Source organism: Streptomyces aureoversilis (genome assembly GCF_042657885.1).
GTDB classification, from domain to species: Bacteria; Actinomycetota; Actinomycetes; order Streptomycetales; family Streptomycetaceae; genus Streptomyces; species Streptomyces aureoversilis.
This window is the reverse complement of record NZ_JBHSKJ010000014.1, coordinates 192,978-216,223: the sequence shown is the minus strand read 5'-3', so window position 1 is coordinate 216,223 and position 23,246 is coordinate 192,978. Positions and strand designations below refer to the sequence as shown.

Here is a 23,246-nt window from a genome sequence, read left to right as displayed (position 1 = left end):
TTGCGTCCGCACGGGCCGTGCGGGTTCCGCGGGAGGGCCGGATGGGCAGGGTGCTCTACGGACCCGGGGGGATGACCGAGGGGAGGACGGTGCCCGTGGGACGCATCGCTCGTATCACCGGCCGGGACGTCGTCATCGTCGGCGGCGGGGTCGCCGGGACCAGCGTGCTGCTGCAGCTGGTCCGCGCGCTCGCCGGCCGCCGGCCGCCCCTGCCGGTCCGCTCCGTGCGCGTCGTCGACCCCCACCCGGCCGGCTGGGGCCTGGCCTTCGGGGACGACGACCCGCTGCTGCTGTGCAACACCGCGGCCGAGCTGAACTCGCTCCTCGCGGACCGGCCCGGCGACTTCGTCGATCACCTGCGCGAGCACGGGTGGACGGGCACCGCGAAGGACTGCGTCCCCCGCGCCCGCATGGCCGAGTACTGCGCCGACCGCTCCGCCGAGGCCCGCGAGCAGGCCGCGCGGACCGGCGTCGCCGTCGAGCACGTACGCGCGAGCGCGCGCAGCATCGGCGCCGGCGGCCCGGACGGCCACCGCGTGCGGCTCTCCACCGGCGAGGAGCTGCGCGCCGACGACGTCGTCGTGTGCACCGGCGTCCACCGCCCCCGCGTCCCCGACGGCTTCGCCGCCTTCCTCGGCCACCCGCGCTACCTCGACAGCCCCTATCCGGCGTCCCGGATCCGGGAGGGCCTGCGCCCGGGCTCGCGGGTGCTCGTCCTCGGCAGCCACCAGTCGGCGGCGGACGCGGCGCTGCTGCTGTGCCGCGACGGCCACCGCACCACCCTGACCTCGCCGTCGGGCCGGCTGCCCGCCGTCCGCGAGTCCCTGGCCGCGCCGCTGCGCCCGTACCCGCCGCTGGAGCGCATCTCCCGCCTCGACCCCGCGGACCCCTGTCTGGAGGACCGGCTGGTGCGGTGCGTGGTGGAGGCGATCCGGCTGCACGACCGCCGTCCCCTGCGCCGGCAGGTCTCCCGCGCCTGCGACCCGGTGCAGCGGCTGCGCGAGGAGACCGCCCTCGTCGAGGAGGGCGCGTGCGCATGGCCGGACGTCATGGTGCCCCTGATCGAGCAGCTCATCGCGCTGGGACCCGCCCTGCCCCCGGGCCGCCTGCGGGAACTGGCGGCGGAGTTCGCCTGGATGACCGGGCGGTACGCGACCGCGCTCTCCCACGTCAACGCCCGGCGGCTGCTGGCGCACTTCGACTCCGGGGCGCTGCGCATGGTCCGCCCCTACCCCCGGTCCGTCTCCTTCGAGGGCGGCGCGTGGCGGGTGGAGCGCTCGGGCGCGGCGCCGGAGCGCTTCGACTACGTCGTCAACGCGACCGGCTTCGGCCCGCCCCTCCTGCACTGGGACCGGGAGAAGACCGCCCTCCACGTGGACGGCGAGCCCGACGGGGGCACGGCCGTCAGCCGCCTGGAGGGGGACCTGCGGGTGCGGAGCGGGCCGGAGGCGCCGCCGGAGCACGTGTGGGTGGTGGGAGTCGGCACGCACGTCCGCATCCCGTTCGCGAACCACCTGCGCAATGTGGCCCGCCAGGCCCGCCAGGTCGCGGACCGGCTGGCGCAGGCCGGGCCCGTGCCGGCGGGGCGGGGCGAGGGGGCGGCGCCGGGCACGGGGGCGCAGGCGCGGATCAGGGCGTGAGGCCGCCGGGTCCGGCGCCCCGCACCCGCACCCTCGACGCCCCCGCCCGGCGCGTGGCCGGCACCTCCGTCCGGGGCGGCGCCGAACGCGTGCGGACCGCGTCGTGAGCCACTCCGGTGAGCCAGGCCTCGGCGTCGACGACGAGCAGGACGTGGGCGTCGCCCATGCCGTGCCGGTCGGCCGCCCGCCGCAGGGGGCCGGAGTCCTCCGCCGGGTAGCGGGAGACGGTCGTGCGGGGCTCGCGCGACCCGGAGCCGCGCAGCGTGTCCGCGGCGCGCAGCACCTCCTGCGCCACCTGTCCGGCGAGTCCGGTCAGGGCGGCGGCGGGCCCCGGCGGGAGGGGTTCGCGCAGCCCTTCCTGATGGGTCATCAGCAGCAGCTCGGCGCCGTGCACGATGGTGCGCCCGGTGGCCAGGGCGGCCTCCCAGTGCGGCTCGGGCCGGCCCCGGCCCATGCGCTCCGTCAGGTACTGGGCGAAGGAGGCCTCGGCGAGGTGCATGGCGCGCCGCGCGGCCTGCAGCGGGTCGCCCTGGGAGCGGTCGCGCTGGAGCCGGTCGTCGCCCAGCAGGGCGGTGACGGCGCGGCAGGCGACGGCGCCCTCGGCGAGGAAGTCGGCCGTGTCACGGGCGAGTTCGCCGCGGCCGCCGCGCGGCCAGGCGAGGAGGCCGGCCAGGGCCCCGACGGCGCCGCCGACGGCGACGTCGAGGATCCGCACCTCGGACAGCCGCCAGTCGGCGCCGGAGATCTGGGTGAAGACGAGGACGAAGGCGAGGGTGAAGGCGGCCTGCGTCCAGGCGGGCCCGAGCGGGGGCCCCAGGGTGAAGCCGGCGAGCATGACGACGGGCAGGGCGAGGGCGTAGAAGAGGGGCCGGTCCCCGGCGGCGTAGAGCGTGAGGGCGGCGACGGCGGCGCCCACGACCGTGCCGGCGAAGGCCGGAGCCAGGGCCGCCCGGGTGTCGGCCGCCGAGGTGCGCATGAGGCTGAGGGTCGCGAGCAGCACCCAGAAGCCGTGGGACAGGTCGAGCGCGCCGACGAGCAGCCGGGCGCAGGCCAGCGCCGTGGCCAGGCGAAGGGCGTTCTGCAGGTGGACCGAGTGGGGGGTCAGGTGCATCCGCAGGCGCCGCCACCACAGCAGGTGCGCGGGCGTGTCCGCGTACGCGAGGACGTCCGCGCCGGGGTGCGGCGGCGGTGCGGCGGGCGGCTGCGCCCGGCCGAGCGCGAGGCGGGTGGCCCCGGCGGCCAGCCGGGTGCCTTCGGCGGCTCCCCGGGCGACGGCGTCCTGGCGCAGCCGGGCGGTGGAGGCCTCCTGCAGTTCGGCGACGCGGACGGCGTCGAAGGCGGCGAGGGCCGCGGGCAGCGGGTCGCGCCGGGTGTCCGGGGTGCCGGTGCGCAGCTCGCCCGCGACGGACCTCAGGGAGAGTTCGGTGTGCCGGAGCAGGGACACGGCGGCGGGGCCGGCCGCGGGGTGGCCGGGGCAGTCGGCGAGGCGGTCGAGCTGGTCGCGGACGTGGCGGACGGCCGCGCGGGTGTGGTTGAGGGCCCGGTCGTGCACGGAGGGCGAGGCGGGGCGCTCGGTGACGGGTACGCGGGAGAGGCGGGCGGCGGCCATCGCGCGGTCGGCGGCCTCCCGTTCGGCCGGCGCGCCGCCGCCGGCTTCGAGGTGGTAGGCGGTGGCGCTGGCGTAGTCGGCCACGGCCGCCACCGCCTCGGCGAGGACGGCGCGGTAGGGGACGGGGGCGGGCTCGGGCCACAGGAACCGCTCGGCCAGGACGGCGAGCAGGATGCCGGTGGTCAGGCCGGTGAGCCGGGAGTCCAGGGAGCCGGGATCGTAGGGCGGGAAGCAGGGCAGCACGTAGAAGAGCTGGAAGGCCGTGGCGAGGCCGGTCAGGCGCGGGCCGCCGACGCCGCAGTAGGCGATGACGAAGCCGACGGCGAACATGCCGCCGGCGGCCGCCCAGGGATGGACGGCGAGGAGCGTTCCGGCGGTGACGAGGACCCAGCCGGCGGGCAGGGCGGTGAGCAGGATCCGGGTGCGCTGCCGCGGCGGGCCGGGGACGCGGCAGAACATCACGAGGGGCAGTGCGCCGAACATGGCGTACAGGGCCATGACGGAGTCACCGGTGACGTACCGGAAGAAATAGAAGCCGGGGCAGGCGGCCGCCACCGCCCACAGGGCGCGGCGGGCCGCCTGCGGCACGCCCTCGTGGCGCAGGAGCCGGCGGGCGGGCACGCTCATGCCCGCGTCCACCGGGGCGCCTTCCGCCCGGAGGAGTGCGGCGGAGCGGCCCGGGGGCCGGGTGCGGCATTCCAGCCGATTGTGCGGATCATAGTGTTCCTCACATTAGGTGAGGAAACGTCGGCTTCAAGGCGACACCCCGTCGGTCAGCACCGCAGCGGGTCCCCGATCACCGGACCGGTGGGGCCGGTGTTGCGGCACAGGGCGTACCCCTGTGTCCGCAGGTCGTCGACGATGCCCGGCAGGGCGTCGGGGAAGTTGCTGAAGAGGTGCCCGAGCACCACTCCTCCGCGCTTGTCCTCCGCGGGGGCGTCGCGGACCCTCGCCCGCAGCGTGGCGACGTCGGGGTGGCCGCCGCCGGAGTTCTCCCAGTCGCGGGTGTCGACGGTCCAGGTGCACACGCGGTAGCCCAGGCTCGCGGCGATCCGCGTCTCCCGGGGGCCGTAGTCCCCGAACGGCGGACGGAGCAGCGTGCTCCTGACGCCGTCGCGGATCTCCTTGCGCGCCTCGGCCTCCGGAAGATTCGTCAAGTGCGGGTGCGAATAGGTGTGGTTGCCCACCCAGTGCCCCTGGCGGCGCAGGGTCCGGACGACCTGGGGCGCCTGCGAGGCGTACTGGTTGATGAGGAAGAACGCCGCGCGGATCCCCTTCTCCTCGAGGTAGGCGCCCGTCTTGACGGCCCGTTCGGCGTGGTCGTAGGGCCAGTCGTCGAGGGTGAGCAGCACCCGGCCGGAGGTGTTTCCGCATCTCTGGTGGTCGTAGGCCGCCGCGGGCCCGGCGGAGGCGGGCGGCCCGTACGGCAGCAGGGTCAGCACGGCCAGGGCCGCGACCAGGGGCGGGCGGACGCGGGACGGACGGAATGGGCGGGGCAGGCGGAGCACGCGGCGCGACGAACCGGACATGCGGGGACTCCTTCCTCGGCACCGTTCGGGGTTCAGATGATCCCGGCGCCGGGGTCCGGCCGCCAGCAGGACGACGTCCGGAAGGGAACGCCCGGCGGGACGCGGGCGGGCGCGTACGGGAGCGCGCACGGGGCCCCATCCGGGGGGACACGGACGTGACGCGCGCCACGCCGGCCGCGGCCCGCGGCCGCCGTCAGCTGGGCGAATGCGCCCGCCGCAAGGCATCCTTGCCCACCCGGCATTGGAACGCCCCCGGAGGGGCGGCCGAGGATACGGACCATGAACACCAACGCGGATTCCCGCCCCGACGTGCTGGCCGTCGTGAGCCAGTCCGGACCCACCGTCACCTTCTTCGACGCCGGCACCCACGAGCAGCTCGACGTGGTCGAAGTGCCCGCGCAGCCGCACGAGTTGCGCTTCGACCCGGACCGGCGCCTGCTGTACTGCGCGAGCACGTACGTCGACGGCTACTACAACGCCCACCGGGGGCGCGCCCGGCAGATCACCGTCATCGACGCCGATGCCCGGAAGGTCGTCGACACCGTCGACCTCGCCCCGGACCACGCGCCGCACGGCCTCGCCCTGGACCGGGAGCGCTCCCGGCTGTACGTCAGCGTCGAGGCCACCGCGACCGAGCCGGGCGGCGTCGTGATCCTCGACGCGGACACCCGCCGCCGCATCGGCCGGATCCCGGTCATGGCCGACGGCCCGCACTGGTTCCAGATCTCCCCGGACGGCCGCCGCGGCTGGTCCACCAACAAGGAGGCGTCGTTCGTCTCCGTCCTGGACCTGGAGCGGGACGAGTTCGCCGGGCGCGTCGCCGTGCCCGGCAGCGAGGGCCTGGACGTCTCCCCCGACGGCAGGTACGTCTACGTCGCCGCGCCCAAGGCCGACTTCGCATCCGCCCCGGCCGCACCGCCCGGCATCCGGGTGATCGACGCCGCCACCGGCGAGGTGAAGCGCGTGCTGCCGACCGGGGGCGTGGTCTTCCCCGTGCACACCACGGCCACGGGCGCAGTCCTCGCGGGCGAGCTGCGGGTGGACTGGGGAGAGGGCGGGACGCTCGGCGCCCAGCGGGACGGGGTGCTGACCGTCTTCGCGCCGGACGGCCTCGAGGTCGTGGGCCAGGTGCCGGTCGGCAAGTTCCCGCTCACCATCACGTCCTCGCCGGACGGCACGGTGGGCTACGTGGCCAACGTCGTGTCCGGCACGGTGACCGTGGTGGACCTGGAGCGGATGGACGTGATCACCACGCTGGAGGTCGGCCGGAAGGGCGAGGCGGGCGCGCACGGGCTGGCGTACGTCCCCGCCGCCGGCTGAGCCGGGGCCGGGGCCGGGCCGGGGAACGGGCACAATCGTGGGGTGTCCAGAAGAACCAGACCCCACGCGCCCCGGCCGGCCGTCACCGCCGCCTCCCCCTGCCCCTGCGGCCTCGACGCCGCCTACGGCGACTGCTGCGGCAGCCTGCACGCGGGCGAGCGGGCGGCAGCGACGGCCGAACGGCTGATGCGCTCGCGCTACAGCGCCTTCGCCGTCCGCGACGCCGCCTACCTGCTGCGCACGTGGCACTCCTCGGCCCGGCCGGACGGGCTGGACTTCGACCCCGCCATGGAGTGGACCCGGCTGGAGATCCTGGGGACGACGGACGGCACGGCCTTCCACCAGGAGGGCACCGTGGAGTTCCGCGCCCACTACACCGCCCGCGGCCGCGCGGGCTTCCAGCACGAGAACAGCCGCTTCACCCGTGAGGACGGCCAGTGGGTGTACGTCGGCGAGGTGTGACCGGCGCGGCGGCGCCGGTCACCCGCACGGCTCGCGCCACGCGTCCAGTTCGAGCCTCTTGCGCATCGAGCTGAGGCCGAGCCGCTGCGCCGTGGGGCAGAAGTCCTTCCGCTCCAGGGCGTACTCGACGTGGAAGACGGCCTTGCCGCTCTTCACGAACGGCGTCAGCTTCTCGCACTCCTCGAACTCGGCGCACTGCTCGTTCACGGCGAAGTCGAAGTCGCCCACGAGGGCGGGGATCTGGTCCAGGTCGTTCTTCAGGCCGACGGCCATGCCGCGTTCGTGGGCGAGCGAGGCGAGCATCCGGTTGAAGGCGAGCTGGTCGGCCGCGGACAGCGGGAAGCCCGTGCGGTTGCGGTAGCCCTCCATCAGGTCCGGCTCGACGGCGTCGAAGCCCTTCTGCCGGCACATGTCGAAGCGGGCCGCCATGATCGGCCGCAGGACGTCGAGGCGGCGGATGTCCAGCCACTTCTCGCCCTTCCAGCCCTTGTTCCGCTCGCCGAGCAGCCGCTCCGGGAACGCCTTGTGGTCCGGACGGAAGTCCTCCCAGGCGCCGGCGTTGATGTAGCAGATCACCTTGGCACCGCGGTCGTGCAGCTCCTTGACCGTACGGGCCGTGTTCTCGAAGCCGTCGATGTCGTAGACGGGCACACGGGCGGACGTGTCGGCCTTGCCGTCGAGCTGCCACTGCCAGCGGAGGCCGGGGCGGGGCTGCCAGTGCTTTCCGGCGGCACGGGGGGAACCGCCGGACGCCGTGGGCGCGGGCGTGGGCCCGTCGTCGCCGTCGCCGTCGTCCGTGGCCGAACAGCCCGCCGCTGCGGCGAGCAGGACGAACGCGAGCAGGGCCGCGGAGGAGCGGTGGCGTGCACACCTCACTGTGCCCTCCGCCGGAGCGCGGCCCCGTCCGCGGGGAGCGGCCCCTCCTCCCCCGCCGGCGGCTCGCCGTTCACCCACGGCGCCGCGCGCCACGGGTTGGCGCCCTCGCCCGGCACCGCGCAGTGCACCCCGGCGCCGCGGTCCCCGGCGGTGCGCGCCACGTGGGCGGCGTGCCCGGCCGGCACGCCGTGGACGAGGTGGCAGAAGCGGGCCGGCGGGTGGTCGGCGGTCCAAGGAGGCACGGCGGCCCTCCGGTAGGTGTCCCAGGTGCCCTCGAAAGTGACGAGGAGGTCGGCGACGCGAGCATAGCCGGGGTCGGGGTGGGTGCCGGGATTGAGGACGGCCGTCCGCGCGCCCAGCGCCCTGGCGAGCATGACGAGCCGGCGGTAGTGGGGCAGGTGCGCGGCCTGCGCGGCCGTCTGGTCGAGGAAGACGCCGTCGACGCCGTACCAGCGGCGGTGGCGGCGGATGTCGCCGACGACCGCGCGCGGCGGCCGGTGACCGTAGCCGGTGTCGACGTAGCCGAGCAGCCGCACGCCCGCGCCGTGCAGGCGTTCCGCCACGGCCCCGAAGGCGGGGTCGGGGCGGGCCCCCGGCCCGTCCGCGACGTTGAGGACGACGCTGTGGAGCCGGGGCGCGGCCGCCTCCAGGGCGGACCACGCCTCCGGGTCCACGTCCGGGTGGACGTACAGCGGGACGAGCAGCCGCTGCCCGTCCGGCCGGTGGCCGGGTGGGCTCACCGCGGGGGCTCACCGGCCCGGTCGCGGGTCTCTGCCCACAGGTCGGTGAGGGAGGTGGCGAGGGGGCGCCGCGGCGTCCAGCCCAGGGCCTTCGCCGCCAGGGCGGTGTCGGCCTGCTGCCAGGGCACGGCGGCGGAGCGGGGCGAGCCGTCGCCGTCCTCGTCGAGCCGGCCGCGGAAGCCCGCCGAGGCGATGAGCCCGTCGGCGACCGCCCGGACGGGGCGGGCGGTGCCGCTGCCGATGTTGAGGACGGGCGGCAGGGGGCCGGGCGCGGTGACGGCGAGCGCGACGGCGTCGGCGACGTCGCGCGCGTCGACGAAGTCGCGGTGGGCGGAGAGGTCGCCGACCTTGATGCGGCCGTCCCGCCCGGCGTCGCGGAGGAGCCCGGCGAGACGGCCGGGCAGGGAGGCGGCGGGCGCGCCGGGCCCCACGGGGTTGAACACCCGCAGGACGGCGGCGTCCAGGCCGGAGCCGGTGACGGCGAGGGTGCCGGCCAGCTTGGTCGCGCCGTAGAGGCCGAGCGGGCGCGTGGCGTCGGTCTCGGCGAGGGGCCGTTCGGCCGGCCCGTACTCGGCGGCGGAGCCCAGGTGGACGAGGCGGGCCCGGGGCGCCGCCGCGCGCAGGGCCTCGCACAGGACGGCGGGGCCCAGGGCGTTGACGCCGGTCAGGCCCACCGGGCCGCCGCCGACCGCGCCCGCGCAGTTGACGACGGCGTCGGGCGCGGCGCGCCGCAGGGCGGCGGCGAGGGCGTCCACCTGCGCCGAGGCGAGGTCGACGGGGACGTCGGCGGCGGCCGAGCGGCCGGCGGCGAGCACCTGCGCGCCCGGGAGGGCGCGCAGGCGTTCGGCGGCGTGCCGGCCCAGGAAGCCGGTGCCGCCCAGGACGATGATGCGCATGCCGGCCGTTCACGCTCCCTTGATCAGCATGTCGCGGTGCAGGGAGAACTCCCGGTTGGCGCGGTCGTAGTCGTCCGGCCGGCCGATGTCGAGCCAGTAGCCTTCGAACTCGTAGGCGCGCGGCGGGGTGCCCTCCTCCAGCATGTCCAGCACCAGCTCGTCGAACCCCAGCGGCAGCCCCGGGGTGTAGCGGGCGAGGGCGGCGCGCGAGACGCCGTAGACGCCCATGGAGACCCGGTAGTCCATTCTGGGCTTCTCCGCGAAGCCGACGACTCTGCCGGAGTCGGTGGTCAGCACCCCGAAGTCGATGCTCACCTGGCGGGCGTAGGTCGCGATGGTCAGCGGCGCTGCGGAGGCCACGTGGGTACGGTACACATCACCGAAGTCGAGGTCGGTGAGGATGTCGCCGTTCATGGCGAGGAAGTTCTCGGGCAGCCGGTCGAGCATGGTGAGGAGGGGGCCCATGGTGCCGAGGGGGCTCTCCTCGGTGGCGTAGTCGACGCGTATGCCCCACTGGGAGCCGTCGCCGACGTAGGCGCGGATGATGTGCCCGAGGTGGCCGATGGCCAGCGTGCAGCTGGTGAAGCCCGCGTTGACTAGCTGGCGCATCACGATCTCCAGGATCGCGTGCTCCTCGCCGATGGGCACCAGGGGCTTGGGCAGGGCGGTGGTGTACGGGCGGAGCCGGACGCCTTTGCCTCCGGCAAGAATGACGACATGCATGGGTGCTGTTCCTCTCTGCGTGGGTGACGTCGGGGCGGTGCCGTCGCGTCAGACGTTGTAGATGCCGGCCTTGTACCGGCCGAGGTTCAGCGGGTCGCGGAAGAACGCGACGGTCTGGGCGAGCCCCTGTTCGAGGGTGTGGGCGGGGGCCCAGCCGGTGGCGGCGCGCAGCCGGCCGGCGTCGCACACCAGGCGCATGACCTCCGAGGCCGCGGGCCGGATGCGCTCCTGGTCGGCGCGGACCTCCAGCTCGGTGTCCATGATCTTGCCGATGAGGGAGACGAGGTCGCCGACCGAGATCTCCTCGCCCGTGCCGGAGTTGAAGGTGCGTCCGACGACGTCGGCGGCGGGGGCGGTGCCGACGGCGAGGAAGGCGGCGACGGTGTCCTTGACGTAGCTGAAGTCACGGGTGGGACGCAGGTCGCCGAGGGTGATGGTGCGCTCCCCGGCGGCGACCTGGCCGATGACGGTGGGGATGACGGCCCGCATGGACTGGCGCGGGCCGAAGGTGTTGAAGGGGCGCAGCGTGACGACGGGGACGTCGAAGCTGGCGTGGTAGCTGTCCGCGAGGCGGTCGCCGCCGGCCTTCGAGGCGGCGTACGGCGACTGGGTGTTGATGGGGTGGTCCTCGCTGATGGGCACGGTCTGAGCGGTGCCGTAGGTCTCGCTGGTGGAGGTGTGGACCAGGCGCGGGATGCCGAGGTGGCGCACGGCCTCCAGCACGTTGAGGGTGCCGGTGACGTTGGTCTCCACGTAGCTGTGCGGGGCACGGTAGGAGTAGGGGATCGCGATGAGGGCGGCCAGGTGGTAGACGGCCTCGGTGCCGGTCACCAGGCCGTGGACCGAGCCGGGGTCGCGCACGTCGCCGAGGACGACCTCGACGTCGTTCATCACCTCGCCGGGCAGGGTCTCCAGCCACCCGTAGGAGGAGAAGGAGTTGTACTGCACCATCGCGCGGACGCGGTGTCCGGCGGCGACGAGCGCTTCCACCAGGTGCGAGCCGATGAATCCCTCCGCGCCGGTGACGGCTACGGGTGCGGATGCGGTTGCGGGCATGACGGTCTCCCTTGTGCGTGAGCGGATGCGGCTGGATCCGGCCGCGGTGGAGCGGGGACGGAACGAACGGTGCGTCAGCGGTGCGTGGTGATCCGGCTGAGCAGGGCGGTGGCGGCGGCGAGCAGGCAGGCTGCCGCCGCCGTACAGACGAGGAGCTGGGCCGTGACGGGTGCGGAGATGCGCAGGACGGCGGCGGCCGATTCGGCGCCGGCCGCGGCCAGGCACACCAGGGCCGGGAGCCAGGCGACGCCGAAGGCCTGCAGGAGCAGCCCGGTCCACAGGACGGCGCCCAGGGCGAGCAGGGAGGCGGTCCGTCCGGCGGTGACCGGCGGGCCGTCCGGCCACAGCGCGCCCGCTGCCAGGCCGAGCAGGGCGAGCGCCGCGAGGTAGGCGGCGACGCACAGGCCCAGCACACGGGCCGCGCCGGACTTGAGGCCGGCGGTGGTGGTGGAGCGGGCGAGTGCCGCGAGTGCCGTGCCGCGGCAGCGGTAGAGCAGCCATTCCGCGGCTCCCATGCTGAGGGTGAGCGCGATGACGGCGGCCCCGGCGGTGGTCGCGCCCGGGGTGCGGCGCAGGACGTCGCCGAGCGCGGCGAGGGTCGTCAGCACGCCGCAGCCCAGGCCGAACAGGCCGTACGGGACGGAGGCGAGCGGCGACAGGGCGGGCTGTGCGGGTGGTTTCCCTTCGCGGCGGGCCCGTACGACCTCGTGGGCCGCCGCGGCGAGCACTCCCCCGGCGGTGGCCAGGAGCAGGGCGATGCGGAGGGCGTCGGGCGGCCGGCCGGCCAGGAGTGCCGTTCCTCCGGCCGCGGTGGGCGCGAGCGTGAGGAGCAGCAGCCGCTCCCGGCCGAGCACCAGCAGGACCGTCGCCGCGGCGAGGTAGAGCGCCTGGCCGGCCGCGAAGGCGGCCACTCCCGGCAGGCCGGGCGGGATCACCGCCGCGGCGGCGGCCAGGAGGGCGCCGAGCGGGGCGCCCCACTGCAGGCAGCGGGCCGCGGCGCCGCGCCCGCCCGTCGCCAGGCGCAGGTAGGCGCGGTGGGCGAGGGCCTGGTTCCACGCCCACGCCACGAGTGCGGAGGCGACGAGGCCCGCCGTGCCCAGGGGCAGGCCGTAGCCGTCCCTGGCGCCGGCCATCAGGGGCGCGGCGAGGGAGTAGCCGAAGCCGGGGAGCGTGAACACCAGGGCGCGCAGTACGAAGCGGCCCGGGGTGACCTTCCAGGGGTCCGGACGGGGTCCGGGTTCGGGGTGGCTGCGGGGCACGCGCGCGTAGAGCTCCGCTGCGAGTTCGAAGGCGTCGGCGCGTCCGTAGCGTTCGGTGATCTGTTCGCCGGTGAGGCCGTCGGCCTCCAGGACGGCCGCGATCTCGTCGGGGTGGACGGCCGCGGCGCACACCTCGGCCAGCTGCTGGGCGAGTTCGCCGACGGGGTCGGCGGCCCATCCCGGCCGCGGCCGGGGCCGCACCGCCGCGGGTGCGGCCGCCGGCTCGTGGGCGGGCTCGGGCTCGTCGGGCACGAGGCGGAGTAAGCCGCTCATCCCGCACCGCCCGCGGCCAGGGCCATGACGGGTCTCTCGGCGTCGGCGAGGGCCCGGGCCGGGGCCTCCAGCCTGCGCCGGGGCCGGTCGAGGGCGGACTCGGGCCGGCGGGTGCCGGCGAGGTCGTGGTAGATGTAGCGGAAGGCGTCGATGGTCTGCCGGAGGGTGAACTGTTCGATGACCCTGAGCCGTGCCCGCTCCCCCATGTCCGCGCGCTGCGCGGGGTCGCTCAGGAGCTTGAGGGCGGCGCCGGCCATGGCCTCGGGGTCGCGGGGCGGTACGACGAGCCCGGCGTCGCCGACGGCCTCGCGGACGCCGCCGACGTCCGTGGAGACGGTGGCCCGCCCGCACGACATGGCTTCGATGAGGGTGAAGGGGAATCCTTCGCTGATGCTGGAGAGCATCACCACGTTGCCGGCGGCGTAGGCGTCGCGGATGTCGTCCACGCGCCCTTCGAAGACGACGGCTTCGCCGGCGCCGAGTTCCGCGGCGAGCTTCTCGCAGGCGGTGCGGTAGCCCTCGCCGCCGCGCGGGGTGCCGCCGAAGAGCCGCAGGCGGGCCTCGGGGATCTCCTCGCGGACGAGCGCGAAGGCGCGGATGAGCGTCTCCAGGCCCTTGATGGGGTCGACGCGCCCGGCCCAGCTGAGGGTCGGGGCGTCCGGCTCGGGCCCGGCGGGCGGGAAGGCCGTGGGGTCGACGCCGTTGTAGACGGTGCGGATGCGGTCGGGCGGGGTGCCGCCGTGCTCCTCCCAGCGCCGGTTGTAGCGGTTGCCGGGGGTGACCAGGGAGGCGCAGCGGTAGCTCTCCACGGCGAGCATCCGGAACAGGCCCAGCATCAGGGCCTTGACCGGCCAGCGGTAGGGCTCGGCGCGGAAGCTCAGGTAGCGCTCGCGCAGGTAGATGCCGTGTTCGGTGAGGAGGAAGGGCGTGCCGTGCCGGTGGTGGGCGACCAGGCCGGGCAGCGTCGCGAGCCCTCCGCTGACGGCGTGGGTGACGCCTCCGGCGGGCGGGGTGGCCGCGAGCGGGCGCAGCGCGTGCTCCAGCAGGTCGGTGGCCAGCAGGGCGTCGTGCAGGGTGGGGCGGGCGGCCGCGGTGTGCAGGTGCGGCCGGTTCCAGACGCGGACGAGGGTGCGGGCGGCGGCCTCGCCGCGCAGGGCGGCCGACAGGGTGCCGGAGGCGGCGTGGTCGGCGAGGCGGTAGAGGGTCCGGGCGAAGTGCGGCTCCTGGTCCGGGTCCAGGAGGGACAGCAGGAACTGTTCGTAGGCGGTGAGGAAGGCCCGCAGGTCCCGGCCGCGCGGGGCGCGGCCGGGGGGCGGAGGTCCCCACAGGGCGTGGCTCTCCACCTCCCGGACGTGGCCGGGCAGTTCCCAGGCGAGCGGTTCGCGGCCGGTGCCGGTGACCGCGATGACCCGGAAGTCGACGTCGGGCATGCCCTGGACAAGCTGGTCGCACCACACACTCACTCCGCCATGGCTGTGCGGGTACGTTCCCTCGGTGAGCAGGGTCACCGTGGGAGTGTCGGATGCCGTTTCGGCAGGCGGTCCGTGCATAGAACTCGGTTCTCTCCAGTGTCGGCTGTGCATGGGGTGGTGCGGCACGGAGTGATGGGTCCGGGTCAGCGCCGGGCGGCGGCATCCCCGGGGCCGTAGGGCACGCGGGCGGTGACGCCCTCGGGAACCGGGAGGGACTTCGCGGCCGGGGGCTGGGCGGCGGCGGTGGCGGAGGTCAGCGCGCGGGCTGCCGGGGTGGCGCCGGCCGGCAGGGTGAGGTCGAGGCGGTCCTGGCCGGCTGCGGGGGCGGCCCAGCCGGAGCGCAGGCCCGCATAGGCGTCGCCGAAGACGGCCTGGGTGTCGTTGCGGACGGTGCCGCCGGGCAGGGTGGCGGAGAGCTGCGTCCCGGCGGGTGCGGAGACGGTGACGGTGCTGCCGATGCGGTAGGCGGTGACCTTGCCGGCGGAGACGGCTGCGGCCCAGGCGGCCCGCTTGCTCATCTCCGTGCCGATGTCCCGCATGCGGAGGTTGACCAGCGGGGTGTTGTCGGCGTAGAGGCCGGAGTAGTCGGAGAGGACCTTCTCCAGGACGGTGTAGCCGATGCGCTCCTCGGCGAGATTGGACTGGTGCATGAAGTGCGGGCGCGGGTCGTTGGCGAGGACGTGGCCCATGGCGATGCGGGCCTCGAGCGGCACGATGTAGGACGAGAAGCCGGTCTTCACGTCCAGCGGGGCCTTCAGGCAGGTGGTCGTGGTGGAGTTCTCGCAGGTGCCGCTGCCGCCGTCGGCCTTCTTCGTGTACAGCCAGTTGTACTCGTCGGTCTGCTCGGTGGCCTTGCCGACGTTGTAGTAGACGTTCATCGGGTAGCGCGGCACGGTGAGCGCGGGGCCGACCTGGCGCTGCCGGCGTTCGCGGGAGTCGTCGCTGGCGATCCAGCCGACGCCGTTCTGCGTGAGGGCCGGCGCGAGCTCGGGGTTGTCCTTGTTCTGCTGGGGCAGGGTCTTCAGGCCGGAGTGCTCACCGGTGACGAGTTCGTCCTTGTCGAGGGTGAGGCCCTGGCGGGCCGCCCAGTTGAGGTTGTTGCCGATCTCGCCGTTGATGGCTGTGCGGCTGACCCAGCGCACGTTGCCGAGCAGGTCGGTGGCGCACTTCCAGGGCACGACCGTGGTGTTCTGCACGCAGCCGAGGAAGGCGTGGGTGTAGGTGTGGTTGATCCAGCGGAAGGACTTCTGGTCGGCGCGGAGCTGGTCGAGCAGCGGGTCGTACGTGCCGCCGTGCTCCGCCTTGAACTCCTCGCTGCCGACGCCGTTGTAGGCCAGGTCCAGCGGGAGGTTGTGGCTCTGCGACCACTGCTTGGCGTACTGCGCGTCGGCGGCCGTCATACGTATCGGCGGGCTGTCGGGGGCGGGGTTGCCGGGGCAGTCGACGTCGCCGGGGGTGCACTTGCGCTTGACGTCCCAGCGGTCGTCGGAGGCGAAGACGTCGTCGACGTGCACGCCGAGGTAGTTGCGGGAGGCGCCCAGGTGGATGCCCTGCGTCAGCCACTCCACGATGCCGCGCGAGACCAGGCGGAACTGGCTCTGGTACTGGTTGGCGATGAAGGTGACGACCAGCTCGCTGCGGCCGTCGTGGGTGTACTGGCCGATCAGGGAGCCGCGCGCGGTGCTGCCGGGGATCGGTGCGTCGAGGTAGCTGGTGTAGGCCGCGCCCTGCTCCTGCCGGGCGAGGGGCGCGGCGAGATAGCCGTAGCTCTCGTTGACCGAGGGGTCGTTGTCCTCGAAAGGAACGTTTTTCTTGAGGTATCCGAAGGGTCCTGCGGCGCCGTCGGCCGTCACCTGGGCGGTCCTGCCGTCCAGGGGGCCGCTGTAGCCGGTGTCCTGGGGGCTGTTGAGCCCGACCCGGGGGCTCGCGTACGTGTAGGCGTCGACCTGGCGGATGCCGAAGCGCTTCTCGAAGGAGGCCAGGGCGGCCATCTCCGGCGAGTCCGCCCCGAAGGGGTTCTCGTTCGGCAGCACCACGCCCTGGAATCTGGCCCGCGGTCTGCCGTCCACGGTGTCGCTGAGGAACGCCTCGTCGATGCGCGGACGCCCGCCGTCCGTCAGGTTCACCGCGGTGTACGGCGTGCCGGCGCCGTCGAGCTCCGCCCGGATCGCCTCCGTGGCGGGCCCGCCGTCGTCCACGACGAGGACCCGCAGGTCGATCCTCGGCGCCGGGTCGGCGGCGTGGGCGCTCCCGGCCGGAACGGCGACGGCGAGCAGGGCGGCCGCAGTCCATGCTGCAGCAAGGCGGGTCGAACGACCCATAGGATTCTCCCCCCAGGACGGCGGCGCGCACGGCGCGGCCCTCCGGTTCCAAAGACACGTGCGGGCGGCGCCGACGGCCCGGCCCGCACATCGAATTGATCCCCAGTTGGTCCCCAGTGGCACGGCCCCACGGCGGTCGCGCCTCCCCACCCGACCGCCTGCCCGTTCCCCCCACGGCACGGACACCGATGCCCGTGACCGGACCGCACGGCCGGAGCCGGACCGCACGGCACAGCGCGGGCGGCGGGCACAAACGTGCCCGTGCCACGGCATCGAGAGGCACTTGAGTCCCTCAACAGCCTCTCGACCGCCCAGGCATATAGTGCGCCATGCCCGCAGGTCTCGCTGGCTCACTGGCCACGAGCGGGACGGAACTCGCGTTTCCCTGGCCGGAATTGAGCGCCCTGCGATCAGGCTCCGCGGCGCGGGCGACGGCGCCGCGCCGGGCGGCGGGCCCGCCGGTGACCTGTGGCGACACCGCCGCCCGGAACGGGCGCCCGGATATATGCTCCCGGGCGCCCCAGGGGTACCGCGGGCGCCGGGCCGCCCCGAGATCGGCCTGATGACGGCCGTCCGACTTTTCTTCTGTATCCCCTGATCGCCTCATACATCCCCCCGGCCGCCGCCGTAGGTGATCTCACCGGGCGGGACCGCCCTCCGGGCCGGGACGCAACCGGAAGCAACTCCTCGCCCTCTAAGTAAGGTTGCCCTCCTTCGGGGCGGTGCCCGCCTCCGCCCCTCCCGCCTCCCGCCCTCCCGTTTCCCGGCCCCTTCGCGCCCTCCCCTCCTTCCGCTAGGCGGGGTCCAGGAGGCAGGGTGGGGGGCATGAGGCTACTGATACTGGGCGGCACGGAGTTCGTGGGCCGCGCCGTCACCGAGGCGGCCCTGGCCCGTGGCTGGCAGGTGACGGTCTTCCACCGCGGGCGCCACGCGGCGCCGGAGGGCGCCGCGGCCCTGCACGGCGACCGCCGGGACGCGGACGGGCTGCGGGCGCTCGGGCACGGCGAGTGGGACGCCGTCGTCGACACCTGGGCGTGGGCGCCGTCGGCCGTGCGGGACGCTGCGCGGCTGCTGGCCGGGCGCGCCGGGCGGTACGCCTACGTCTCCAGCGGCTCGGTGTACACCTACCCCTCGCCGGCCGGGCGCGACGAGGACTGGCCCGTGGTGGACGGCTCACCGGACGCCGGCGAAGTGGGCTACGCGGAGGCCAAGCGCGGCGGGGAGCTGGCGGCGCTCGCCTCCTTCGGCGAGCGGGCGCTGCTGGTACGGGCCGGGCTGATCCTCGGCCCCGGCGAGAACGTGGGCCGGCTGCCGTGGTGGCTGGGGCGGATCGCCCGCGGCGGGACGGTCCTGGCCCCCGGCCCGCGCGACCTGGGGGTGCAGTACATCGACGTGCACGACCTCGCCGCCTGGATCCTCGACGCCCTCGCGGCCGGGCTCGGCGGCCCGTACAACCTGGTGAGCCCGCCCGGGCACGCCACCATGGGCGAGCTGCTGGAGGCCTGCGTCCGCGCGACGGGCTCCGGTGCGGTCCTGCGCTGGACCGCACCCGAGGAGATCCTTTCCGACGGCATCGAACCCTGGACCGATCTCCCGGTGTGGGTGCCGCCGGGCGAGCTGTACGACGTGCTCCACCGGGGAGACGCCTCCAAGGCCCTTGCGGCGGGGCTGCGTTGCAGGCCCGCGGCCGAGACCGTGGCGGCCACGTGGGCCTGGCTGCAGGAGCTCGGCGGCCGGGCCCCGCAGCGCCCGGACCGGCCGCCGCTGGGACTCGCCCCGGAGCGGGAGGCGGCCCTGCTGGAGCGACTGGAGGCCGCCGGATGAGGGGCGGCCGGACGAGGGGCGGCCGGACGGGGAGCACGCCCGCCTCTGTCCATATAAGCTGAAATTCCGTCTCAAAAGTCGAAACCCCTTCCACTGATTCCCCGTCTCTCCTGGAGTAACGCGCCCTCCAAAAGGAGTGACTGCCGTGGGTCTGACGTCCCGGACGTTCCTGCTCGTCCTCGTACTCATCGCCGTCGCGGTGAGCGCCCTCGTGCTCTGGCTGTGGCCGCGGGCCGCGCGGAAGGGACTTCTGGGGTGGGCGGGCCGCCTCGGCCTGCTCGTCGTGACGCAGGCCGGCATCCTGGCCGTGCTGCTCGTCGCCGCGAACAACGAGTTCGGCTTCTACTCGACCTGGAACGAGCTGCTGGGCCGCGCGTCGAGCAAACAGGTCCTGCAGGCGGGCACGAAGGACGGCAGGCGGCCGCCCGCCCTCACCGTGCAGGGGCAGGAGTCCATCGGGCTCAAGGGCACCCGCGAGAAGGCCGGGCAGGTGGACCGCGTGCAGATCCGCGGCCCGGTCACCGGGCTGAGCATGGACGGCTACGCCTACCTGCCGCCCGAGTACTTCCAGAAGGAGCACGAGAAGGAGAAGTTCCCCGTGGTGGTGGTGATCACCGGCCAGCCGGGGGTCTCCAAGAACCTCATCACCCAGCTGAAGGTCCCGCAGGCCGCCTCCTCCGCCATCATGAAGAAGGAGATCAGGCCGACGATCTACCTGCTGGTCCGGCCCTCGGTGGTCGCCGACCGCGACACCAACTGCACGGACGTGCCGGGCGGTCCGCAGGCGCTCACCTTCTTCAACGAGGACGTGCCGCTGGCCGTGACCGACGTGTACCGCGCCTCCGACGCCCCCGGCAGCTGGGGCGCCGTCGGCAACTCCACCGGCGGCTACTGCGCACTGAAGCTCGCGATGACCAACCCGGCGCGCTACGGCGCCGCGGCGGGCCTGTCCGCCGACTACTTCGCACGCCAGGACGGCAAGACGGGCGACCTCTACGCCGGCAGCAAGGCGTACAGGAACGAGAACGACCTGACGTGGCGCCTGGAGCACATGCCCCCGCCCCCGGTGTCCCTGCTCGTGGGCACCAGCAAGAACGAGGGCAACTACGGGCCGAGCCTGAAGTTCGCGCAGAAGGCCAAGCCGCCGCTCAGGGTCGACAAGCTCGTGCGGGACGAGGGCGGCCACAACTTCCAGACGTGGCGCGAGGAGTACCCGGTGGTGCTCAGGTGGCTGGACAAGGAGCTCAAGGAGCTGACGGCGCCCCGCAAGAGCGGTCAGTAGCGCCGCGGCACCGCAACACGGTGTCTCCTCACAGCCCGCCGCCCTGCCCGTCTCCCCCTCCCCCTCCCCCTCCCCCGAACGCACAACGCGCCGCCCGCCGCCAGCGGTTGGCGGGGAGGGCCGGGCGGAGGGCGGCCAGCGCCCCGCAGTACTTCGTGAAGACGGCCGGCCGCACCCCGCACGCGTGCAGGAGCCGGTCGGCGTCCGTCAGGTGCCCCGTGGTCTTGGTCTCGACGAGGACGAGGTCCGCGGCGCACCGCACCCGGTACCCGGCGCCGGAGCCGGCCCCGGCGCGCAGGTCGTCGCAGACGAGGCCCGCGTCGCACGTGATGCGTTCCCCGTCGGCGACGAACGTCGCGCGCAGGTAGTCCGTGCTGAGCGAGGGCTGCAGGGTCGCCGGCGAGTCGATGCCGTAGGCGCGCCGCAGGGTGTCGGCGAGGAAGTCGCGGTAGCCCGCGTCGAGCGGGGTGTCCGTGCCGGCCAGCGGCCGCCGGTGCTTGACGGTGTCGCCCCGGCGCCCCTTCAGCTTGACCTCGAACTGGCGCTCCCCCGTGTCCTGGTAGACCCGCTCCCGCACCTTGAACCGGAGCCTGCGGCCCTGCCGGTGGTCGTGGAAGGAGCGCAGGCCCGGGGTGTCGTAGTAGACGGAGTGGTAGCGGAAGGCGCGGCGGCCGTCGATGGTGAGGGCGCGGAAGGGGCCGCCGGGTCTGCGGGGGTCGGTCAGCCGGGCCGCTATGCGGAGGAAGGTCTCCGCCGGTACGAGGTAGCTCCGGTCGAAGCGCGCCATCAGCTCGGCGCGCGCGTTGACCTCGGCGAGGGGGATGGGCGCGGTGGCGTGCGCCGCGTCGTGGATGGCCCGGACCGCCGCGGCGGAGGCGGGCGGCACCGAGGGGGCGTCCGCGGGCGCTCCCGCAGGCACTCCCGCGGGGGCGGTCTGCCGGACGGCGGCGGTCACACGGACCCCCACGCGGGCGCGGCCTCGGCTCCGGCCTCGGCCCGGGCTTCGGTACGGGCCTCCGTCCGGAGTTCGGCTCCGGCCTGGGTGGCGCTCCCCCGGCGGCTCCCCGGCTCGGGCTCCCGGTAGCGGACGTCCACGACCGTCAGGTCGCGCACGTAGTCGACCTCCATGACCGTCCAGTGCATCGGGTCGCCGAGGCGCCGGGCGAGGTCGGCGCGGAGGGCGGCGGGGTCGGCGTGCACCGTGTCGAGGGTGACGACGGTGCGGCGGGAGCGGGCGAGCAGACGGGGGTGGTCCGCGGCGTAGACGACGAGGAGCAGGACCGCGCTGAGCGCGGCCGCGAGCCCGAACGCGAGGTGCGGCAGCCCCGTGATGAGCCCCAGGACCAGGGTGGTGAAGTAGTACGCCACCTCCTCGTGCTGCACGGAGTCCGACCGCAGCCGGATGATCGACAGCACGCCGAACATCCCGAACCCGAGGGCCATGCCACCGCTGCCGCCCAGCTCCGCGAGGGCGGCGACGACGGTGAACAGGGCGACGTTCAGGGCCAGGTAGGCCGGTACGAGGTCGCGCCTCCGGTGCCGGGGGTAGTAGATCGCGAACGTCAGCAGGCACACGGCCACGAGGTCGAGCCCCAGGTGGGCGGCGAGGTGTCGTAGGGAGTCCATCGCTCACTCTCTGTGCGTAGGAAGTACCCGAAACCTAAAGAAACGCTGGGTGAACTTTCGCTACTTCTGAGTGAACAATGCGCGTCTTTGATGGAACCGGATGGCAAGTGTCCGGATTACTGCCACGCCTGTCGCGTTCGGCGTTCTTGCCCCGGAGGCCACGGATGTGACGGTCGTCCCGGGACCGGCGTCGGACGGGACTGTGACGCTGCCGTCATACCCGGCACACGGGCCGCGCACAATCGCGCGCGACGCTCTTCTCCCGGCCCCTTTCGGGATGAATCGGCGTACGTGAGGAGTGAGCGCCCATGAAGCAGGAAATCCGCCGGAGCGCGGTGACGGTGCTGGTGGCCCTCGGCGCCGGCGCCCTCTCGCTCTGCATCGCGGTCGCGGGCGACGGGGACGGCATGACGGTCACGGCCGCGAGCCGCTTCGCCTCCGGCTACGTGCCGTACGCCGCGATCGTCTCCCTGGTGGCCGCCACCGCGCCGACCGCGCTCCACGCGGTCGTACGGGCCACGGCCTCCCAGCTGATCATGGTGTGGGGCTACTACACCTGGGGCCCGATGGTCACCTTCTCCTCGACCCCCACGATGGCCGCGCACTACGCGGAGAAGTGGACCCAGGTCGCCCTCACGGCGGTCCCCGTCGCGGCGCTCGCCGCCTACGCCGTGGGCAGGGCGCTGTCCTCCGCCGCCGCGGCCTCCTTCGACGGCTCCTGGTTCGGCGGCGAGGGCTCGCGGAGGAGCCAGGCGACGGCGAAGGCGAGCACCGCCAGGGCGGCCGATCCGATCAGTACACCGTGCAGGCCTTCCGTGACCGCTTCCCGGACCGCGCCGCGGACGGCGGGGGAAGCGCCCCTGAGCAGATCCGGGGTCAGTTCTCCCCCGGCCGTCAGCCGCTCCGCGGACCGGGATCCGAGCCGCGCCGCAAGTGCGTCGCCCATCCGGCTCGTATGGACGGCACCCAGCGCCGCGACGCCGAGCGAGCCGCCGATCGTCCGGGCCAGGGTGACGGTTCCCGCGGCGGCGCCCATGTCGCGGGGCTCGGCGCTCTTCATCGTGGTGAGCGTGGTGCTCTGGGTGAGGAGGCCGACGCCCGCCCCGATCACGAGGGTGAGCCCCGAGGCGACGGGGGTCGCGGTCCCCGGCCCGAGCAGGAGGAGCAGCAGGGCGCCGGCGAGCGTGGCGGCGGCGCCCAGGACGGGATGGAGGCGGTCCCGCCCGCCGCGGCCGATGAGCCTTCCGCTCACCAGCTGCGCCGTCAGCATGCCGAGCATCAGGGGAAGGAGCAGCATGCCGCCGGCCGTGGAGGAGGCGCCCCGGACGAATTGCATGTACTGCGGCAGGTAGCTCATCACGGCGAGCATGACCGCACCGGCCAGGAAGCTGAGGATCTGGGACACGGTGAAGTTGCGGCTGCGGAACAGGCGGGGCGGGGTGACCGGTTCCGCCGCCCGCCGCTCCACGCGCACGAACCACGCGAGGGAGACGACGGCCACGGCCGCGAGCGCGAGGACAGGAAGCGACGTCCATGCGTAGGTGGTGCCGCCCCAGCTGCTCAGCAGGGTCAGGGCCAGGATGCCGGCGGTCAGCAGGGCCGCGCCCGCGTAGTCGATCCGGCCGCCGCTCCGCTCGGTGCGCAGCCTGACCCCCTTGGCGACGGCCAGGATCGCGACGAGCCCGACGGGCACGTTGACGTAGAACGCCCAGCGCCAGCTCAGGGTGTCGGTGAGGAACCCGCCGAGCAGGGGGCCGCCGACGAAGGCCACCGGCAGCATGACGCCGATCATCGACTGGGTGCGGCCCCGTTCGCGCTCGGGGACGAGGACGCCCATGACGGAGATCGCACCGACCATCAGCCCGCCCGCCCCCAGGCCCTGGAGGGCGCGGAAGGCGATGAGCTGCGCCATGCCGGTCGCAAGGCCGCAGAGCACGGAGCCGGCGAGGAAGACGGCCACGGAGGACAGGTAGGCGCCCTTGCGGCCGTAGAGGTCGCCGAGCTTGCCCCAGACCGGGGTGGCCGCGGCGGTGGCGAGCAGGTAGGCGGTCACGACCCAGGAGAGGTGGTCGAGGCCGCCGAGGTCGCCCACGACGGTGGGCAGGGCGGTGCTGACGATCTGTCCGTCGAGCGTGGCCAGGAAGATGCCGAGCATCAGCCCGAAGATGCCCAGGTAGGGCAGGCGCTGCGTGGGGTTGTTCACCGTTTCTCCCCGGGGCGGTCGTGGTACTGGAATCCCTCGCTGTGTACAACGTATCTTGCGGCGTACAACGTACACAGCCGTGTGTACGTTGTCCACTGATTGATACGCTGTACGCATACCAGCCGGAGGAAGGGG

Annotated in this window: 18 protein-coding genes; 5 read left to right on the top strand and 13 right to left on the bottom strand. The window is 74.4% G+C overall.

The window, feature by feature from the left end; translation table 11 throughout:
- Nucleotides 1–95: 95 nt before the first annotated feature.
- Nucleotides 96–1,640, top strand: a complete 1,545-nt coding sequence (locus ACFPP6_RS24410; RefSeq protein WP_382046135.1) for an FAD/NAD(P)-binding protein — start codon at nt 96–98, stop codon at nt 1,638–1,640.
- On the opposite strand, the gene ACFPP6_RS24405 is transcribed toward ACFPP6_RS24410, so the two are convergent.
- Together ACFPP6_RS24405 and ACFPP6_RS24400 are read right to left on the bottom strand one after the other, a co-directional pair.
- Nucleotides 1,630–3,876 (bottom strand): FUSC family protein, encoded by a 2,247-nt coding sequence (locus tag ACFPP6_RS24405; RefSeq protein WP_382046133.1) that lies wholly within the window; start codon nt 3,874–3,876, stop codon nt 1,630–1,632. The two genes, ACFPP6_RS24410 and ACFPP6_RS24405, sit on opposite strands and share 11 nt — an antisense overlap.
- Before the next feature lie 146 nt (nt 3,877–4,022).
- Nucleotides 4,023–4,778 (bottom strand): polysaccharide deacetylase family protein, encoded by a 756-nt coding sequence (locus ACFPP6_RS24400; protein ID WP_382046130.1) that lies wholly within the window; start codon nt 4,776–4,778, stop codon nt 4,023–4,025.
- A gap of 279 nt (nt 4,779–5,057) precedes the next feature.
- Between ACFPP6_RS24400 and ACFPP6_RS24395 the strand changes: the two genes are divergently transcribed.
- Both ACFPP6_RS24395 and ACFPP6_RS24390 read left to right on the top strand, forming a co-directional pair.
- Nucleotides 5,058–6,098 carry a beta-propeller fold lactonase family protein gene (locus ACFPP6_RS24395; protein WP_382046127.1) on the top strand — a complete coding sequence of 347 codons (1,041 nt, stop codon included), beginning with the start codon at nt 5,058–5,060 and terminating at the stop codon, nt 6,096–6,098.
- Between the two features lie 42 nt (nt 6,099–6,140).
- Nucleotides 6,141–6,560 carry a YchJ family protein gene (locus tag ACFPP6_RS24390; protein WP_382046124.1) on the top strand — a complete coding sequence of 140 codons (420 nt, stop codon included), beginning with the start codon at nt 6,141–6,143 and terminating at the stop codon, nt 6,558–6,560.
- An 18-nt stretch (nt 6,561–6,578) separates the two neighbouring features.
- Here the strand turns inward: ACFPP6_RS24390 and ACFPP6_RS24385 are convergent, their stop codons facing one another.
- The 8 genes from ACFPP6_RS24385 to ACFPP6_RS24350 form a co-directional block, all read right to left on the bottom strand.
- Complete coding sequence (locus ACFPP6_RS24385; protein WP_382046121.1) at nt 6,579–7,436, bottom strand: endo alpha-1,4 polygalactosaminidase; 858 nt, start codon at nt 7,434–7,436, stop codon at nt 6,579–6,581.
- Entirely contained in the window at nt 7,433–8,176 is a 744-nt protein-coding gene (locus ACFPP6_RS24380; protein WP_382046118.1) for a spherulation-specific family 4 protein, read from the bottom strand. Before ACFPP6_RS24380 ends, ACFPP6_RS24385 begins: the two co-directional genes overlap by 4 nt.
- Entirely contained in the window at nt 8,173–9,072 is a 900-nt protein-coding gene (locus ACFPP6_RS24375; RefSeq protein ID WP_382046115.1) for an NAD-dependent epimerase/dehydratase family protein, read from the bottom strand. Before ACFPP6_RS24375 ends, ACFPP6_RS24380 begins: the two co-directional genes overlap by 4 nt.
- Nucleotides 9,073–9,081: 9 nt before the next feature.
- Nucleotides 9,082–9,795 carry a nucleotidyltransferase family protein gene (locus ACFPP6_RS24370; RefSeq protein WP_382046112.1) on the bottom strand — a complete coding sequence of 238 codons (714 nt, stop codon included), beginning with the start codon at nt 9,793–9,795 and terminating at the stop codon, nt 9,082–9,084.
- Nucleotides 9,796–9,843: 48 nt separating this feature from the next.
- Nucleotides 9,844–10,851 (bottom strand): GDP-mannose 4,6-dehydratase, encoded by a 1,008-nt coding sequence (locus ACFPP6_RS24365; protein WP_382046109.1) that lies wholly within the window; start codon nt 10,849–10,851, stop codon nt 9,844–9,846.
- Nucleotides 10,852–10,925: 74 nt separating this feature from the next.
- A complete protein-coding gene (locus ACFPP6_RS24360; RefSeq protein WP_382046106.1) occupies nt 10,926–12,383 on the bottom strand; it encodes a hypothetical protein in 1,458 nt (485 codons plus the stop codon).
- Nucleotides 12,380–13,933, bottom strand: a complete 1,554-nt coding sequence (gene pelF, locus ACFPP6_RS24355; RefSeq protein WP_382046103.1) for a GT4 family glycosyltransferase PelF — start codon at nt 13,931–13,933, stop codon at nt 12,380–12,382. Before pelF ends, ACFPP6_RS24360 begins: the two co-directional genes overlap by 4 nt.
- 65 nt (nt 13,934–13,998) lie before the next feature.
- Entirely contained in the window at nt 13,999–16,176 is a 2,178-nt protein-coding gene (locus ACFPP6_RS24350) for a hypothetical protein (protein WP_382046100.1), read from the bottom strand.
- Nucleotides 16,177–17,001: 825 nt separating this feature from the next.
- Here ACFPP6_RS24350 and ACFPP6_RS24345 point away from each other — a divergent pair.
- Together ACFPP6_RS24345 and ACFPP6_RS24340 are read left to right on the top strand one after the other, a co-directional pair.
- The gene (locus ACFPP6_RS24345; protein WP_382046097.1) at nt 17,002–18,000 is read left to right on the top strand and encodes an NAD-dependent epimerase/dehydratase family protein; all 999 of its coding nucleotides are present in this window, start codon (nt 17,002–17,004) and stop codon (nt 17,998–18,000) included.
- Between the two features lie 145 nt (nt 18,001–18,145).
- Nucleotides 18,146–19,282: an alpha/beta hydrolase gene (locus tag ACFPP6_RS24340; RefSeq protein WP_382046094.1), complete on the top strand. Its 1,137-nt coding sequence runs from the start codon at nt 18,146–18,148 to the stop codon at nt 19,280–19,282.
- Nucleotides 19,283–19,310: 28 nt separating this feature from the next.
- Here the strand turns inward: ACFPP6_RS24340 and ACFPP6_RS24335 are convergent, their stop codons facing one another.
- The 3 genes from ACFPP6_RS24335 to ACFPP6_RS24325 form a co-directional block, all read right to left on the bottom strand.
- On the bottom strand, nt 19,311–20,237 hold the full coding sequence (locus tag ACFPP6_RS24335) for a polyphosphate polymerase domain-containing protein (RefSeq protein ID WP_382046091.1): 927 nt from the start codon (nt 20,235–20,237) through the stop codon (nt 19,311–19,313).
- Complete coding sequence (locus ACFPP6_RS24330) at nt 20,234–20,908, bottom strand: DUF4956 domain-containing protein (protein ID WP_382046088.1); 675 nt, start codon at nt 20,906–20,908, stop codon at nt 20,234–20,236. Before ACFPP6_RS24330 ends, ACFPP6_RS24335 begins: the two co-directional genes overlap by 4 nt.
- A gap of 664 nt (nt 20,909–21,572) precedes the next feature.
- Entirely contained in the window at nt 21,573–23,111 is a 1,539-nt protein-coding gene (locus ACFPP6_RS24325) for a DHA2 family efflux MFS transporter permease subunit (RefSeq protein ID WP_382046085.1), read from the bottom strand.
- Nucleotides 23,112–23,246: the final 135 nt, after the last annotated feature.